Origin of the sequence: Micrococcus sp. Mcc28 (genome assembly GCF_024519775.1) — a bacterium.
Classification (GTDB): Bacteria; Actinomycetota; Actinomycetes; order Actinomycetales; family Micrococcaceae; genus Micrococcus; species Micrococcus luteus.
Genome location: NZ_JALJRH010000011.1, coordinates 62,953 through 78,724, shown reverse-complemented (window position 1 = coordinate 78,724; position 15,772 = coordinate 62,953). Strand labels below are relative to the sequence as shown.

19 protein-coding genes are annotated in these 15,772 nt (G+C 75.6%); 14 read left to right on the top strand and 5 right to left on the bottom strand.

Translation table 11 applies throughout. The features are described 5' to 3' along the window. Positions 1-184: 184 nt before the first annotated feature. The 14 genes from rpsP (at position 185) to NR073_RS07485 (ending at position 10,672) form a co-directional block, all read left to right on the top strand. Positions 185-625, top strand: a complete 441-nt coding sequence (gene rpsP, locus NR073_RS07550; protein WP_123243964.1) for a 30S ribosomal protein S16 — start codon at positions 185-187, stop codon at positions 623-625. 2 nt (positions 626-627) lie between these two features. Then, positions 628-867, top strand: a complete 240-nt coding sequence (locus NR073_RS07545; RefSeq protein ID WP_029248213.1) for an RNA-binding protein — start codon at positions 628-630, stop codon at positions 865-867. 104 nt (positions 868-971) lie between these two features. Further along, positions 972-1,574: a ribosome maturation factor RimM gene (gene rimM / locus NR073_RS07540; protein WP_256748712.1), complete on the top strand. Its 603-nt coding sequence runs from the start codon at positions 972-974 to the stop codon at positions 1,572-1,574. A gap of 3 nt (positions 1,575-1,577) precedes the next feature. Then, positions 1,578-2,324 carry a tRNA (guanosine(37)-N1)-methyltransferase TrmD gene (gene trmD / locus NR073_RS07535; RefSeq protein ID WP_069941904.1) on the top strand — a complete coding sequence of 249 codons (747 nt, stop codon included), beginning with the start codon at positions 1,578-1,580 and terminating at the stop codon, positions 2,322-2,324. A 246-nt stretch (positions 2,325-2,570) separates the two neighbouring features. Next, positions 2,571-2,924, top strand: coding sequence for a 50S ribosomal protein L19 (gene rplS / locus NR073_RS07530; RefSeq protein WP_036340124.1), 354 nt, complete (start codon positions 2,571-2,573; stop codon positions 2,922-2,924). 36 nt (positions 2,925-2,960) lie between these two features. Then, positions 2,961-3,704 (top strand): signal peptidase I, encoded by a 744-nt coding sequence (lepB, locus tag NR073_RS07525; protein ID WP_049145822.1) that lies wholly within the window; start codon positions 2,961-2,963, stop codon positions 3,702-3,704. Continuing rightward, positions 3,701-4,300 (top strand): signal peptidase I, encoded by a 600-nt coding sequence (gene lepB, locus NR073_RS07520; RefSeq protein ID WP_256748711.1) that lies wholly within the window; start codon positions 3,701-3,703, stop codon positions 4,298-4,300. Before lepB (NR073_RS07525) ends, lepB (NR073_RS07520) begins: the two co-directional genes overlap by 4 nt. Continuing rightward, entirely contained in the window at positions 4,297-5,049 is a 753-nt protein-coding gene (locus NR073_RS07515) for a ribonuclease HII (protein ID WP_256748710.1), read from the top strand. Before lepB (NR073_RS07520) ends, NR073_RS07515 begins: the two co-directional genes overlap by 4 nt. Positions 5,050-5,165: 116 nt before the next feature. Further along, positions 5,166-5,489: a DUF2469 domain-containing protein gene (locus tag NR073_RS07510; RefSeq protein ID WP_002853817.1), complete on the top strand. Its 324-nt coding sequence runs from the start codon at positions 5,166-5,168 to the stop codon at positions 5,487-5,489. A 134-nt stretch (positions 5,490-5,623) separates the two neighbouring features. Further along, on the top strand, positions 5,624-6,043 hold the full coding sequence (locus tag NR073_RS07505; RefSeq protein ID WP_012750829.1) for a YraN family protein: 420 nt from the start codon (positions 5,624-5,626) through the stop codon (positions 6,041-6,043). Next, positions 6,040-7,644, top strand: a complete 1,605-nt coding sequence (locus NR073_RS07500) for a YifB family Mg chelatase-like AAA ATPase (protein ID WP_256748709.1) — start codon at positions 6,040-6,042, stop codon at positions 7,642-7,644. The genes NR073_RS07505 and NR073_RS07500 overlap by 4 nt, the downstream gene beginning before the upstream one ends. After that, a complete protein-coding gene (locus NR073_RS07495) occupies positions 7,641-8,909 on the top strand; it encodes a DNA-processing protein DprA (RefSeq protein WP_256748708.1) in 1,269 nt (422 codons plus the stop codon). The genes NR073_RS07500 and NR073_RS07495 overlap by 4 nt, the downstream gene beginning before the upstream one ends. A gap of 57 nt (positions 8,910-8,966) precedes the next feature. Beyond that, the gene (locus tag NR073_RS07490) at positions 8,967-9,998 is read left to right on the top strand and encodes a tyrosine recombinase XerC (RefSeq protein WP_256748707.1); all 1,032 of its coding nucleotides are present in this window, start codon (positions 8,967-8,969) and stop codon (positions 9,996-9,998) included. Positions 9,999-10,168: 170 nt separating this feature from the next. After that, positions 10,169-10,672: a DUF3145 domain-containing protein gene (locus NR073_RS07485; protein ID WP_036340144.1), complete on the top strand. Its 504-nt coding sequence runs from the start codon at positions 10,169-10,171 to the stop codon at positions 10,670-10,672. Positions 10,673-10,706: 34 nt separating this feature from the next. On the opposite strand, the gene fabF is transcribed toward NR073_RS07485, so the two are convergent. The 5 genes from fabF to NR073_RS07460 all read right to left on the bottom strand — a co-directional run bounded on the left by fabF (position 10,707) and on the right by NR073_RS07460 (position 15,752). After that, positions 10,707-11,951: a beta-ketoacyl-ACP synthase II gene (fabF, locus tag NR073_RS07480; RefSeq protein ID WP_256748706.1), complete on the bottom strand. Its 1,245-nt coding sequence runs from the start codon at positions 11,949-11,951 to the stop codon at positions 10,707-10,709. A gap of 176 nt (positions 11,952-12,127) precedes the next feature. Next, the gene (locus NR073_RS07475; protein WP_010078906.1) at positions 12,128-12,373 is read right to left on the bottom strand and encodes an acyl carrier protein; all 246 of its coding nucleotides are present in this window, start codon (positions 12,371-12,373) and stop codon (positions 12,128-12,130) included. A gap of 61 nt (positions 12,374-12,434) precedes the next feature. After that, a complete protein-coding gene (locus NR073_RS07470) occupies positions 12,435-13,487 on the bottom strand; it encodes a beta-ketoacyl-ACP synthase III (protein ID WP_256748705.1) in 1,053 nt (350 codons plus the stop codon). A gap of 32 nt (positions 13,488-13,519) precedes the next feature. Then, positions 13,520-14,443 carry an ACP S-malonyltransferase gene (locus NR073_RS07465; RefSeq protein ID WP_230277807.1) on the bottom strand — a complete coding sequence of 308 codons (924 nt, stop codon included), beginning with the start codon at positions 14,441-14,443 and terminating at the stop codon, positions 13,520-13,522. Between the two features lie 106 nt (positions 14,444-14,549). Next, a complete protein-coding gene (locus tag NR073_RS07460) occupies positions 14,550-15,752 on the bottom strand; it encodes a CdaR family transcriptional regulator (protein ID WP_049145790.1) in 1,203 nt (400 codons plus the stop codon). Between the last annotated feature and the right edge of the window lie 20 nt (positions 15,753-15,772).

Sequence of the window (15,772 nt, the reverse complement as noted above, 5' to 3'; positions counted from 1 at the left end):
TCGCGGCGCGCCGGGTGTGCACCGGCCCGCCCGATCTGGCAGAATGGCACGGTACTGAGCGTGAGCCCGGACGACCCTCTATCCTCCGCTGCGCTCCGTTCCGTGTGCCAGGTCGTCGACGCCCGTTGCCCCCACGCGGCGTCGTGCCCCGGCCCCCCAGATCCACTGAAGGAGAACCACACTCGTGGCTGTCAAGATTCGTCTGAAGCGGTTCGGCAAGATCCGCGCCCCGTTCTACCGCGTCGTCGTCATGGACTCGCGCACCCGCCGCGATGGCCGTGCCATCGAGGAGATCGGCAAGTACCACCCCACCGAGGAGCCCTCGTTCATCGAGATCGACTCGGAGCGCGCCCAGTACTGGCTCTCCGTCGGCGCCCAGCCGACCGAGCAGGTCGCCGCGCTGCTGAAGGTCACCGGTGACTGGCAGAAGTTCAAGGGCGAGTCGGGCGCCGAGGGCACCCTGAAGTCCAAGTCCGAGAAGGAGGCCTTCGTGGCCCCCGAGAAGGGCTCGGTCATCCTGCCGGAGGAGCCGAAGCAGGAGGAGGCCCCGGCCGAGGAGGCCGCTGAGGCGCCGGCCGAGGAGGCCGCTGAGGCTCCGGCCGAGGACGCCGAGAAGTCCGAGTGACCATGCTGACCGAGGCCCTCGAGCACCTGGTGCGCGGCATCGTGGACACGCCCGAGGCGGTCCGCGTGGACGCCCGCTCCCAGCGGCGCGGCGACATGCTGGAGGTCCGCGTGGCCCCCGAGGACCTGGGTCGCGTGATCGGCCGCCAGGGTCGCACCGCCACCGCGCTGCGCACCGTGCTGGACGGCCTGGCCGGCCACCCCGTCCGCGTGGACGTGGTGGAGACCGACCGCCGCTCCTGACGGCCCGTGACGCACGGCCCGCCCGCCCCTCACCGGGCCGGCGGGCCGTCGTCGTCTGCGGCCCCGCCCCCTCCCGCCACCGACCGTCCCACCCAGGAGAGCCCATGAGTCCCGCAGCCCAGGACGACCTCGTCCGCGTCGCCCGCATCGGCAAGCCGCACGGCATCCGCGGCGAGGTGACCGTGCAGGTCTTCACCGACGACCCGGACGCCCGCTTCGCCCCCGGCGAGCGACTCGTGGTGCGCGACGGCGCCCCGGGCCTGCCGGCGGAGCTCACCGTCACCCGGGCCCGGTGGAACAAGCAGATCCTCGTGGTCGGCTTCGCGGAGTCGCCGGACCGCAACGTCGCCGAGACCCTGCGCGGCGCCCAGCTGTTCGCCGTTCCCGCCGCGCCCGAGGAGTCCGACGAGTGGTACGAGGAGGACCTCGTGGACCTCGAGGTGCGGGTCGACGGCGAGCGCGTCGGCGTCGTCACGGCCCTGACCACCGGGGCGGTCCAGGATCTGCTGCACGTCGCGTTGGACGGCGTCGAGGAGGAGGCCCTGGTGCCCTTCGTCGAGGAGATCGTCCCGGAGATCGACCCCGAGGCCGGCGTGCTCGTGCTGACCCCGCCGCCGGGGCTGCTCGAGCTCGCCACCGGCGTCGACGAGGACGCCGCAGACGGGCCCGCCGTGGCACGCCCCGCCGATGCGGATGCGGAGGGCTGAGCGGTGCGCTTCGACGTCGTCACGATCTTCCCCGAGTACCTCGCGGTGCTCGACGTCTCGCTGCTGGGCCGTGCCCGCCGCGAGGGCCTCGTGGACGTGCACGTCCACGACCTGCGCGACTTCACCTTCGACCGGCACCGCACCGTGGACGACACGCCCTACGGCGGCGGCGCCGGCATGGTGATGAAACCGGAGCCGTGGGCGCTCGCGCTCGAGCACGTGGCGGCCCAGGGGCCCGTGTCACCGGCCCCCGCCGAGTCGTCGTCGGCAGAGCCGGGGGACCGCCCCGTGCTGCTCGTGCCGACGCCCTCGGGGGAGCGCTTCACCCAGCGGTTCGCCCGCGAGCTGGCGGGCCGGGAGCACGTGGCGATCGCGTGCGGCCGCTACGAGGGCATCGATGAGCGCGTGTTCGGCTGGGCCGAGGAGCTCTTCGAGGTGCGGCTGGTCTCGCTGGGCGACTACGTGCTCAACGGCGGCGAGGTCGCGGCGCTGGCGATGATCGAGGCCGTCGGCCGCCTCGTGCCGGGCGTTGTGGGCAACCCGGCCTCGCTCGTCGAGGAGTCCCACGAGGACGGCCTGCTGGAGTACCCGGTCTACACCAAGCCCGCGGACTGGCGGGGCCGTGCGGTGCCGCCCGTGCTGCTCTCGGGCGACCACGGCAAGGTCGCGGCCTGGCGTCGGGCCCAACAGGAGGAGCGCACGCGCGAGCGGCGACCGGACCTGTGGGCGGCGTACGGCTCCGAGGCCTGATCCGCCGCGCCCGACGGGTCGGGGGCGTCGCGACGTCGGCGGCTGTGGCATAATGGATCCTCGTGTCCGCCGGACGCCCGACCTGCCACAGGGGGCGCGCGTCAACGGATCGGACCCCGGGACCGCACCTCACGTGCGGAGCCCGGCCCTCGGCTCGGGACCCGGCCCCCTCGTCATGCGGACGTGGACGGGCCGTGCGCCCGCATACCACGCGGTTGACCTGTGGCATCCGCCAGGAGAGACGACATGCACATTCTCGACTCGTTCGACAAGAAGACGCTGCGCGACGACATCCCGGAGTTCGCCCCCGGCGACACCGTCAAGGTGCACGTGAACATCATCGAGGGCAAGACTGCCCGCGTCCAGGTGTTCCAGGGCTACGTCATGGGCCGTCAGGGCTACGGCGTGCGCGAGACCTTCCGCGTCCGCAAGGTGTCCTTCGGTGTCGGCGTGGAGCGCGTGTTCCCGGTGCACTCCCCGGTCATCGACAAGATCGAGGTCGTCACCAAGGGCGACGTGCGCCGCGCGAAGCTGTACTACATGCGCGACCGCCACGGCAAGGCCGCCCGCATCCGCGAGAAGCGCGTCGACGCCAAGTGATCATCCCGGTCGGCCCCGCCGACCGGTGATCGACCCATGCGCACCTCGGAGCCCCGTGACCCCCGCCGGTCACGGGGCTCCGTCGCGTCCGGGGCCAGCTCCTCCTCGAGCACGACGGCGGCCCCCGCCTCCGGCGCGAGCCGCTGGTGGGCGTGGCTCGGCCTGACCGTGGTGGCCGCCGTCGTGGTGGCCGCGGTGCTGCGGGCCCTCACCGGCCCCGTCTACCTCATCCCCTCCGGGTCGATGGAGCCGACCCTGCAGCCCGGCGACCGCGTGCGGGTGGACGCCGCCGCGGCGGGCGGGCAGGGCCTGCACCACGGCGACGTGGTGGTGTTCGACGGCGCCGGCAGCCTGGCGCCGTACCGTTCGGCCGGATCGCTCGAGCGCGGCCTCGAGGACGTCGCCCGGTGGTGGGGTGTCGGCGCGGCCGAGGACGTGTTCGTCAAGCGCGTGCTGGCCCTGCCGGGGGACCGCCTCGAATGCTGTGCCCCGGACGGTCGGCTGCTGCGCAACGGCGAGCCGCTGGATGAGCCGTATCTCGGCAGGCCCGTGACCGCGGACGAGCCGGCCGCGGCGGGGACCTGGTCCTTCGAGGTGCCCGACGGGCGCATGGTCGTCCTGGGCGACCACCGCGCCGCCTCCCGGGATTCCCGCGCACTGCTGGGCGCCCCCGGCGGCGGGCTGATCCCGCTCGAGCGGGTCGAGGGCCGGGTCGCGGAGGTCGTGTGGCCGCTGGCCCGCCGCGGGACCGTGGACGTCCCCTCCGGGGACACGCCGTGACCGGGCGCCGCACCGCGCTGATCGCGGCCGCCGTGACCGTGCTCGCCTGCGTGCTGGCGTGGGCGTTCCTGGCGCGCATGTACGCCATCCCGTCCTCGTCCATGGAGCCCGGGCTGCAGGCCGGCGACCGCGTGGTCGCCACGCTGCTCACCCCGGATCCGTTCCCGGTGCGCCGCGGTGACGTGGTGGTCTTCGAGGACACGAAGGGCTGGCTGCCCGGGGGCGGCCACGTGATCAAGCGGGCCGTCGGACTGCCGGGGGACACCGTCTCCTGGACGCCCGGCGAGGAGACGCTGCGCGTGAACGGGGTGCCCGTCGAGGAGCCGTACCTCGCGCCGGGGGAGACGCCCGCGCAGGAGGCGTTCGAGGTGACCGTCCCCGAGGGGCGGCTGTGGGTGCTCGGCGACCATCGTTCGGCGTCGGCGGACTCCCGCGCGCACCGCGCCGGGCCCGGGGGCGGGTTCGTGGCCCTCGACGACGTGGTGGGCCGCGCCCGGTTCGTGGTCTGGCCGCTGGACCGGGTCGGCGGCGCCGGCACCGACCCCGACGCGTTCGCCGCCGTGCCGGACGCGCCCGCGCCGGAGGCCCGCACGTGACCGCGAGCCGGGGCGGTGGCCGGCCGACGGTGCGCGCCGGCCTGGACGTCGAGGCGGGGCTGGCCGCGCCGGTCCTCGCCGCGCGGGGAGTGGACCGGGTGCTGGTGGCGGGCATGGACGAGGTGGGCCGGGGCGCGCTGGCCGGGCCCGTCGTCGTCGGGGTGTGCGCCGCGTGGCTGCCCGCCGCGGGGCAGATCCCTCCGGTGCGCGACTCCAAGGCGCTCACGGACCGACGCCGGCGCGCCCTGGTCCCGCAGATCGAGGACTGGGCGGCCGGGGTGGCGCTCGGGGAGGCCGGCCCCGCGGAGATCGACGCGCTCGGGATCTCGGCGGCCCTCGGTCTCGCCGGGCGCCGGGCGTGGGCGGCGCTGTGCGCCGCGGTGGGGCAGGAGCCGGTCGCCCTCGTGCTCGATGGCCGGGACGACTGGCTGAGCCGCTCCGACCCTGACGCCGGCCCCGCGCCCGCGCCGCGTCCGCTGCCGCCCGTGCCCACGATGCTGGTGCGGGCCGAGGATCGGTGCGCGACGGTGGCGGCCGCGTCGATCGCCGCGAAGGTGGCCCGCGACGACGTCATGATCGCCCTCGACACCGAGCACCGCGGGTACGGGTGGGCCGGGAACAAGGGGTACGGCTCGGCCGCGCACCGGGCCGCCCTGGCCGAGCGCGGGGCGAGCGAGCAGCACCGGCGCAGCTGGAACCTCGGGCTGCCGGGCGCGCCCGCGGAGGGGCCGCCCACCCTGTTCGACTGAGTCCCCGGGGCCGGGCGTGGCCGCCCGTTCGACGTGCGACCCCCGGACGGGGGAGGATGGAGGTCGTGCGTGCCCGGACTGTCGCGGGTGCGCGGCGAACACTGAGGAGGCATGTCATGAGCGCAGACGACGTCGAGGACTTCGAGGCCGAGGCCGAGCTGCTGCTCTACCGCGAGTACCGGGACGTGGTGGGCCTGTTCCGCTACGTCGTGGAGACCGAGCGGCGCTTCTACCTCGCCAACGACGTGCGGCTGACGCCCCGCCAGGCGGACGGGGACGTGTTCTTCGAGATCCTGCTCGAGGACGCCTGGGTGTGGGACGTGTACCGCACGCAGCGGTTCATCAAGCGCGTGAAGGTGCTGACCTTCAAGGACGTGAACATCGAGGAGCTGCCCACCGAGGACCTGACGGTCCCGCCGGACGGCCAGCTGCCGAGCTGACCCACGCCTGATCGGCCCCGAGGGCGGGACGCCGACGTCCACTCCTGCACAGGCGTCAGGCCCCGCACAATCCTCGCCGTCGCGGACCCGGCGACCCTGCTCGGGACCACCCTGGTGCCCAGGAGGTGGTCGGGATGACGGGGACCGCGGAACGGATCGGGGCGCAGCCGCCCGGAGAGAGGCGCGCCAGCCGCGCGCACACGGCGCTGGGCCGGTTCGGTGAGGACGCCGCCGCGCGCTGGCTCGCCGAGCGCGGCTACGTGATCGCCGACCGCAACTGGCGGGGCGAGGCCGGAGAGCTGGACATCGTGGCCCACCACGCCGGCTGGTGGGTGGGCGTCGAGGTGAAGACCCGCTCGGGCCTGGCCTTCGGCGACCCGTTCGAGTCGATCGACCGGCGCAAGCTCACCCGGCTGCACCGCCTCACCGCGGCGTGGGTGCGGGCCCACGCCGCGGACCGCCGGGGGACGCCCTGGCGCGTCGACGCCGTCGCCGTGCTGGTGCCGCGCACGGGAGGGATCCGCTTCGACCTGCTGCAGGACGTGCGGCCGTGAGCGGCATCGGACGCACCCGCTCCATCACGCTGGCGGGTCTGCGCGGGGAGGTCGTGCACGTCGAGGCGGACATCGCCCAGTCCCTGCCCGGGTTCACCCTCCTCGGCCTGCCGGACCAGGCGCTGCAGGAGAGCCGGGACCGCATCCGCTCCGCCGCGCGCAACGCCGGACTGCCCCTGACCCGGCGGCACCTGACCGTGAACCTGCTGCCGGCGGGGGTGCACAAGCGGGGTGCGTGCCACGACCTGGCGATCGTCCTGGCGGCCTACGCCGCGGACGGGCGGGTGCGGAACGTCGAGGGGCCCGTGTTCCTGGCCGAGCTCGGCCTCGACGGCGCCCTGCACCGCTCGCCGGAGACCGTGGCGATGGTGTTGGCCGCCGTCGACGCGGGGTGCTCCGAGGTGGTCGTCGCCGAGGATGCGGAGGCCGAGGCCCGACTGGTCCCCGGCGCCGAGGTCCGCGGCTTCGCCCATCTGCACGACGTCATCCGCGCCTTCGGCGGGGAACCGGACGGAGAGCCGCCCCACCGCCCGGCCCGACGGCAGGTGACAGCCCCGGAACCGGAGCCGGCCCGTGCGGTGCCCGACCTCGCCGAGGTCGCCGGACAGGCCGAGGCCCGGTTCGCGCTCGAGGTCGCAGCCGCCGGCGCCCACCACCTGCTGCTCATGGGCGCCCCGGGGGCGGGCAAGACCATGCTCGCCGAGCGCCTGCCCGGAATCCTGCCTCCCCTGGACCGGCGCACCGCGCTCGAGTGCGCCGCCCTGCGCTCCCTCCGCGGCGGCGACGCCCGTGTCCGGCGCAGGGGCGGGACGGCCCAGGGGTTCGACGGCGAGATCGACCGGACCCCGCCGTTCGAGGCACCCCACCACTCGGCGTCCCGCTCGGCCCTCGTGGGCGGCGGCAGCGGCCTCGCCCGGCCGGGAGCGGCCTCCCTCGCCCACGGCGGCGTGCTGTTCCTGGACGAGGCCCCCGAGTTCGAACGGCGCACCCTCGAGGCGCTGCGCCAGCCCCTCGAGTCCGGGGAGGTGCTGCTGCACCGGGCCCTCGGCGCCGTCGTCTACCCGGCCCGGTTCCAGCTCGTGCTGGCCGCCAACCCCTGCCCGTGCGGCAAGGGCGGTGGCACGGGCGTCGAGTGCCGGTGCAGCGTGCCCGAACGCCGCCGCTACGCCCAGCGGCTCTCCGGGCCGCTGCTGGACCGCGTCGACCTGCAGGTCACCGTGCGGCCCGTCGAAGCGCGGCAGCTCACGGGGGCGCCCGCGTCCGAGACCACGTCGCAGGTGGCCGCCCGGGTCGCCGCGGCCGCCGACCGCCAGGCCCGGCGCTGGGCCACCGCCGCCGAGCGCGGGCTCGCCCCGTCCGGGCTGCGCCGCAACGCGCACGTCCCCGCCGGGGTGCTGCGGCACGGCCCGTACGCCGTGCCCCGGGCGGCCCGCCGGCCCGCGGACGACGCCGTCGACCAGGGCCTGCTGAGCGCGCGCGGCCACGCCCGCGTCCTGCGCCTCGCCTGGACCCTGGCAGACCTGCGCGGCGCCGAACGGCCCGCACCCGAGGACACCGACGTGGCACTCACGCTGCGCCACCAGAACGAGGAGGACGCATGACCACCTACGTCACCCCGGCGGCAGACCACGTCGCCGGGCCGCGCCGGCCGGACGCCGCCCGGCTCGCCCGCGCCGCCCTGACCCGGCTGGTCGAGCCCGGGGACGCGCTCGCGGTGCAGACCGTCACGGCGCTGGGGCCGGAGCGGGCGCTCGCCCTGCTCACGGGCCGGGAGACGATCCAGCCCGCCGAGCGCGATCTGCTCGCCGATCTCGCCGGCGCGCCCGACACGCTGCCCCGGCGCTGGGCCGCGGGGCTGGCCCGCTGGGCGCCCCGGGCCGCCCGGCTGGAGCCGGAGCGTGACCTCGTGACTCTGCACCGGCTCGGGGGAGGCCTGCTGATCCCCGAGGACGACGCCTGGCCCGCCGCCCTGGCGGACCTGGGCGAGGAGGCGCCCCTGGGCCTGTGGTTCCGCGGCTCCGGAACGCTGCCTCCCGCGGACCGGATGCTCGCCGTCGTCGGCAGCCGGGAGGCGACCGCGTACGGACGGACCGTGACCGCCCGCTGCGCCGCCCACGCCGTCCAGCAGGGCGCGTGCGTGATCTCCGGCGGTGCGTACGGCATCGACGGCGCCGCCCACCGGGCCGCGCTGCAGGCGCCCGCCGCACCGGAAGACGCGGCGGATCGCGACGGCGTCCCGCCCACGGTGGCGGTGCTGGCCGGCGGCCTCGACCGGTTCTACCCGGCCGGCCACGAGGACCTGCTTCGCGCGGTGATGGCCGCCGGGCTGCTCGTGTCCGAGATGCCGCCCGGTGCGAGTCCCACGCGGTACCGGTTCCTGCAGCGCAACCGGGTCATCGCCGCGCTCGCGGGGGCCGTGCTGGTGGTCGAGGCGCGCTGGCGGTCGGGAGCGCAGAACACGGCGGGCCACGCGTTCGGCCTCGGCCGCGAGGTGGGCGTGGTCCCCGGCCCCGTGACCTCGCCCAGCTCCGCCGGTTGCCACCGTCTGCTGCAGGAGAGCCCCGCCCGTCTCGTGACCACCGAGCAGGAGGCCCTCGCCCTGCTCGGTCAGGGGCCCGCCCGGAGCGGCGGCGCGGGCGGGAGGACCTCTACCCGGGCAGCTCCCGAGCCCGCCGCGCGGCCCACCGACGGGCTCACGATGGAGGAGGCCCTCGTCCACGAGGCGCTGCCCCTGCGCCAGGCGGTGCCCGTCGACCGGATCACCGTCAGCGCCGGGCTCGCGCTGCCCACCGTCCTGGCGTGCCTGTCCCGGCTGCAGCGGGCGGGCCTGGCCGAACGGGTCGAGGACCGGTGGCGGCGGGGATGACCTCCGGCCGCGTGCTCCCGGGCGGCGCCGCCCTGGGGCGGATGGCAGAGTGGGGGGATGACCCCGTCGTCCTCCGTCCGTCCCGTCCCGGTCCCGCGCGCCCCCTCGCCCCGGGACACGGCCTGGCTCGAGGCGTTCGAGGAGCACCTGCGCCACGAGCGGAACCGCAGCCCCCAGACCGTGCGCGCGTACCTCGCCGATCTGCGCGCCCTCATCGACCACGTCGCCGGCACCGCGGCGGCGCCCGCCGTGGACGACGACGCCCCTGCCCGCCACGCGTCCAGCGCACCGGACGTCCTCGCCGAGCTGGACATCGAGGACCTGCGCGGCTGGCTGGCGGCCATGAGCGGGGCCGGCCTCGCCCGCGCGACCCTGGCCCGCCGGGTGGCCGCCGTCCGCACCTTCACGGCCTGGCTGCGCCGCGAGGGCCTGCGCTCGGACGACCCCGCCCTGCGGCTGCGCTCGCCCCGACCCGAGGGGACGCTGCCCCACGTGCTCCAGGAGCAGCAGGCGACCCGGCTCCTCGCGGCTTCCCAGGAGCGTGTGGACGCCGCCGCCGCGGGCGACGACCCCGCCGCCCACGCGCTGGCCCTGCGGGACGCCGCCCTGCTCGAGCTGCTCTACGCCACGGGCGCCCGGGTGGCCGAACTCTCCGCCCTGGACGTGGACGACCTCGAGGCCGGCCGCGGCGTCGTCCGGCTGACCGGCAAGGGAGACCGGCAGCGCACCGTCCCCTACGGCGCACCCGCGGGCCGCGCCCTCCAGGCGTGGCAGCGGCTCGGTCGCCCCCGCCTGGCCCGGCCGGACTCCGGCCCCGCCCTCTTCCTCGGCGCACGCGGCGGCCGGCTGGGGGTGCGCCAGGCGCGCACCGTCGTCGACCGGGCGCTCGAGGGCCTGGGGGACACCGCGGCCCGCGGGCCCCACGCGCTGCGCCACACGGCCGCGACCCACCTCCTCGACGGCGGCGCCGACCTGCGCAGCGTGCAGGAGCTGCTGGGCCATGCGTCCCTGCGCACCACGCAGGTCTACACACACGTCTCGATCGATCGCCTCCGCGAGGGCTACCGGCAGGCCCACCCACGCGCCTGACGCCTCCCCGGAGCGCCCCCGGCCCCTCCACTGCGCCACCGCGACACGCAGGGCGCCGCGCCGCCTCGTTGCCGGCCCAGCATCCCTGGTGCACAATGGCCCCAGGATCCACCGGAGCCGCGACGTGGTCGTAGGGGAAGACGCACCGCATCGCACCCTCGGAGGCATCCATGACCAGCACCCATACCCGCGGCGTGGTCCACATCCTCTCCGCCCCCACCGCCCTCTGCCCCCACGTGGAGTGGGCGCTGAGCTCCGTGCTCGGCCCCGCGACCTCGGTGGAGTGGGAGGGTCAGCCGGTCGCGCCCGGCCAGCACCGCGCCGAGGTGCACTGGACGGCGCCCGCCGGCACCGGCGCGCGTCTGGCCTCCGCTCTGCGTGGCTGGCCGCACCTGCGCTTCGAGATCACGGAGGAGCCGTCCGCCGGGGTCGACGGCTCGCGCTGGTCCCACACCCCGGACCTCGGCATCTTCCACGCCACCACGGACGTCTCCGGCAACATCATGGTCTCCGAGGACCGCATCCGGTACGCCTACGAGGCCGGCGCGGGCGACCCCAGCGTGCTGATGCACGAACTCTCCCTCGCGCTCGGCGAGGCCTGGGACGATGAGCTCGAGCCGTTCCGGCTGGCCGCCGCCCACGCCAACGTGCGCTGGCTGCACCGCGCCGTCTGAGCCTTCGCCCGGCTGGCGCGGGCGGCGCTCCGGCTCAGACGCTGCGGAACACGGCCACCGCGTTGTGGCCGCCGAACCCGAACGAGTTCTTCACGGCCACGCGCGGCCCCTCGGGCAGGCGAGCGGGGGAGCCGGTGACCACGTTCAGCGGGATCTCCGGGTCCTGGTGGTCCAGGTTGATGGTCACGGGCGCCTGGCCGTGGTGCACGGCGAGCACGGACAGGATCGACTCGATCGCCCCCGAGGCGCCCAGCAGGTGGCCGGTCTGGGACTTCGTGGCCGAGACCTGCACCTGGTCCAGGTGGTCGCCGAACACGGCCCGCATGGCCAGGTATTCCGGGGCGTCGCCCTTGGGCGTGGACGTCGCGTGGGCGTTCACGTGGCACACGTCCTCGGGGGTGATGTCGGCCGACCTCAGAGCGGCGCGCATCGCACGGGTCGCGCCCAGGCCCTCGGGCTCGGGCGCGGTGATGTGGTGGGAGTCGGAGCTGACGCCCGTGCCGGCCAGCTCGGCGTAGACGCGTGCGCCGCGGGCCTTCGCGTGCTCCTCCGACTCGATCACCATGACGCCGGCGCCCTCGCCGAGGACGAAGCCGTCGCGGTCCACGTCGTAGGGGCGGGACGCGGCCTGCGGGTCGTCGTTGCGCTTGGACAGCGCCTGCATCGCGGCGAACGCGGCCATCGGCAGCGGGTGCACGGCGGCCTCGGCGGCGCCGCAGATCACGACGTCGGCCTGGCCGGAGCGGATGAGCAGCAGCGCGGTCTCGAGCGCCTCGGTGCCGGCGGCGCACGCGGACACCACCGTGCGGGCGCCGGCGCGGGCGCCGAACTCGAGGGAGAGCGCGCCGGCGGCGCCGTTGGGCATGAGCATCGGGACGGTCATGGGCAGCACGCGGCGCGGGCCGCGCTCGCGCAGGGTGTCCCAGCCGTCCAGGAGGGTCCACACGCCGCCGATGCCGGTGCCGAAGGCCACGGCGAGCCGGTCGCCGTCGACCTCCGCGCCCTCGAGGCCGGCGTCCTTCCAGGCCTCGCGCGCGGCGACGGTCGCCATCTGGGTGGCCGGGTCCTGGCGCTTCTGCTCCACCTTGGAGAGGACCTCGGAGGTGGGCACGGTCAGCTCGGCCGCGAAGGTGACGGGCAGCTCGTACTTCTCCACCCAGTCGTGCTCCATGGTGCGCGCACCGGAGACGCCCTGCAGGGCGTGGGACCAGAAGGTGGGCACGTCGCCGCCGATGGGCGTGGTGGCGCCGAGGCCGGTGATCACTGCGGTGCGGGTCATGGGTCTGCTGCCTCTGGGTCTCGAGTGGGGATCGGGCGGAGGGGTGTCGTCGGCACGACGCGCGGCGCTCGCCGGGGTGCCGGAAGTCGAGGGTGTCGGGGGCCGGGGGCGCTCACGCGCCCCCGGCGCTCACCGAGGGGACGGGGCGGGCCGGGCCCGCCGCCGTCGTGGGCCGATCAGGCCTGGGCGCCGTCGATGAAGTCGACGGCGTCCTGGACGGTCTTGAGGTTCTTGACCTCCTCGTCCGGGATCTTCACGCCGAACTTGTCCTCGGCGTTGACCACGATGGTCATCATCGAGATCGAGTCGATGTCCAGATCGTCCGTGAAGGACTTCTCCGGCTGCACCTCGGCGGTGTCGAGGCCGGTCTCCTCGTTCACGATCTCGGCGAGGCCGGCGAGGATCTCTTCCTTGGAAGCCATGGGGCGTCTCCTTCGGTAGGGGTGTGGGGTGTACGTGATCAGTGAATCAGACGGCGCCGCCTCAGGGGAGGCGGACCACCTGGGCGCCGTAGACCAGCCCGGCGCCGAAGCCGATCTGCAGGGCCAGGCCGCCGGTGAGCTCGGGGTTCTCCTCCAGCAGACGGTGCATGGCCAGCGGGATGGACGCGGCCGACGTGTTGCCGGCGTCCGCGATGTCCCGGGCCACGACGACGGACTCCGGCAGCTTCAGCTGCTTGGCGAACTCGTCGATGATCCGCATGTTGGCCTGGTGCGGGATGAACGCGGCGAGGTCTTCGGGCTCCACGCCCGCGGCGTCGAGGGCCTCGCGGGCCACCTTCGCCATCGACCACACGGCCCAGCGGAAGACGGAGGGCCCGTCCTGGCGCAGCGTGGGCCAGAGCATCCCCTCCGCGCCGGTGATCGCCGAGGCGTCGCCCGTGGTGCGGGCGTGCTCCACGGCATCGCGGAGCTCCAGCTGCGAGTGCGTCATGGAGATCGTGGACCAGCGCTCCCCGTCCGAGCCCCACACCGAGGGGGAGATGCCCGGCTCGTCCGAGGCCGACACGATCACGGCGCCCGCGCCGTCGCCCAGGAGGAAGGAGATGGAGCGGTCCGTGGGATCCACGACGTCGGAGAGGCGCTCGACGCCGACCACGAGCACGTGCCGCGCGGTGCCGGAACGCACGAGCGCGTCGGCCTGGGCCACGCCGTAGCAGTAGCCGGCGCACGCGGCGGAGACGTCGTAGGCGGGCGCCGGGGTAGCCCCGATCTCGTGCGCCACGAGGGCCGCGGCCGAGGGGGTGGCGTGCGGGAAGGTGACGGTCGAGACGATCACGGCGTCCAGGTCCGAGCCCTGCAGGCCGGCCCGCTCGAGGGCCTCCCGGGCGGCGCCCACGGCCATGACGGGCACGGTCTCCTCCGCCGTGGCGCGCTGGCGCGTGACGATGCCGGTGCGCTGGCGGATCCACTCGTCCGACGAGTCGATGGGGCCGATGAGGTCCTCGTTGGGGACCAGGTTCGCCGAGCGGTAGGCGCCCACGGCCACGATGCGGCTGGCCGCGGGGCGCTCGTGCTGCTTCAGGGTGACGGTCATGGTGCCTCTCTCTGCCGGGCGGTGCGCGGGGTTCAGGCCGAGTGCTCGGCCAGGAAAGCCCGCGCGGCGTCCAGGTCCTCGGGGGTCTTCACGGCGAGCTGCGCGGTGCCCTTGAGACCGCGCTTGGCCAGTCCGGTCAGTGTGCCACCGGGCAGCAGCTCCAGGACGCCCGTGACCTGCCGCGTGGCCATGGTCGCCATGCACAGGTCCCAGCGGACCGGGCGGGTGACCTGGTCCACGATCCGGGCGAGCACGTCCGTGCCGGACTCGACGGCCTCGCCGTCCCGGTTGGACAGCAGGGGCAGGCGCGGGTCCGAGGGGGAGAGGTCGGCGACGTGGGCCGCGAGGTCGTCCACGGCGGGGCGCATGTGCTCCGTGTGGAACGCGCCGGCCACCTTGAGCGGGATCACGCGGGCGCGGGCGGGGGCGGACTCGGCGAGCGCGCCGAGGGCCTCCGCGGTGCCGGCGGCGACGATCTGGCCGGCGCCGTTGACATTGGCGGGCGTCAGGCCCGCCGCGTCGATGGCCGCGAGGACCTCGTCCTGGTCCCCACCCACGACGGCGGCCATGCCCGTGGGCGTGGCCGCGGCGGCCCGGGCCATGCCGGTGGCGCGCACGCGCACCAGCGAGAGGGCCTCAGCGGGCGACAGCACGCCGGTGACGGCGGCCGCGGTGATCTCGCCCACGGAGTGGCCCGTCACGACGGTCGACTCCGGTGCGGCGGCGTCCGCTTCGAGGGCCGCGGCGGCCACCAGGCCGGCCGCCACGATCAGCGGCTGGGCGACGGCGGTGTCCTTGATGGTCTCCTCGTCCGACTCGGTGCCGTGGCGGATCAGGTCCACGCCCGCGGCGTCGGAGAGGGACGCGAGCAGGTCGCGGGTCCCGTCCAGCTCGAGCCAGGGGGCGAGGAAGCCGGGCGTCTGGGACCCCTGTCCGGGGCACACGATGGCAAGCATTCCTCCATCGTGTCAGGATCGGCCGCCGATCCGGGCAGATCGCGCCACGAAGCACGGCGAGTCGGTTTGGAGGGTTTCTACAAGCGGGGGTGTGCGCCGCCCCGGCTCAGTCCGACCCGTCCCCGGTCGTCTGCCGCGCCCCCGCGAGCCGGCCCAGGGTGATCGCGGTCTGCAGGACGTACGCGTCGCGGGGGACCAGCGGGTCCCAGCCGGTCACCTCGGCCACCCGCTTGAGGCGGTACCGCACGGTGTTCGCGTGGACGAACAGCTCGCGGGCCGTGCCCTCGAGCGAGTGGCCCAGCGCGCCGTATGCGTCCACGGTCTCCAGCAGGGAGGTGCCGGCGTCGGCCAGGGGCGTGAACACCCCGTCCACGAGGGCCTCCCGGGCCGTGGGGTCGCCCAGCAGCGCCCGCTCGGGCAGCAGGTCCTCCGCCGGGGTGGGCCGGCTCGCCCGGGGGTGGGCGGCCGCGGCGCTGAGCCCGGCGAGGGTGTGCCGCGCCGAGACGTGCGCCGAGACCAGCGAGTCCACGACGGGTCCCACGATCACCGGTCCCGGCGCGAACCAGGGCGCGAGCGCCTCGCCCACCGCCCGCGCATCCCGCACCGAGCCGACCACGAGGACGAGCCGTTCGGACTGCACGCCCACGAGCAGGTCGCAGTCGAGCCTCGCCGCGGCCCGCCGCAGGTCCGGGATGAACGCGGGCTTGTCCTGCCCCGGGGCGAGACCGGCCATGACCATCACGTCGTGGTCCCCACGCCAGCCCAATGCGGTGGCCCGGTGCCGGATCTCGTCCGGGTCCTGCCCGCGCAGCACCGCGTCCAGCAGGACCGACTCGAGCCGCGAGTCCATCGCGCCGCGCATCTCCGCGGCCCGGGCGTACACGTCTGCGAGCGCGAACGCGACCTCGCGCGAGTAGTGGAGGATGTGCTCGCGGACGGGCGCCTGGTCGCGCTCGGCCAGCAGCTCCGGCACCCGCGTCTCGACGACGTCCACCATCGTCCGGATGAGCTGGAGGGCCCGATGCAGCGAGATCGCCCGGGTGAGATCGGTGGGCGCGGGCCCGAAGACGTCCTGCAGGACGTGGCCCGTGGAGGTGGGCCGCTCGAACCACGTGAGGAAGCCCTGCAGGGCGCGCTGGGCCACGAGCCCGAGGGCGCTGCGCTCGTCCGGGGTGAGTCGGCGGTACCAGGGCAGGGTGGCGTCCAGCCGCTGCAGCACCGCCGTGTTCAGTGCCCCCAGGTGGCTCCGGAGGCGGGCCAGCCCGTCGGTGCTCACGGGGCGAGGGGCGGCGGGGCGGGGCTCGGGCATGCGCTCCATCCTAGGCGCGT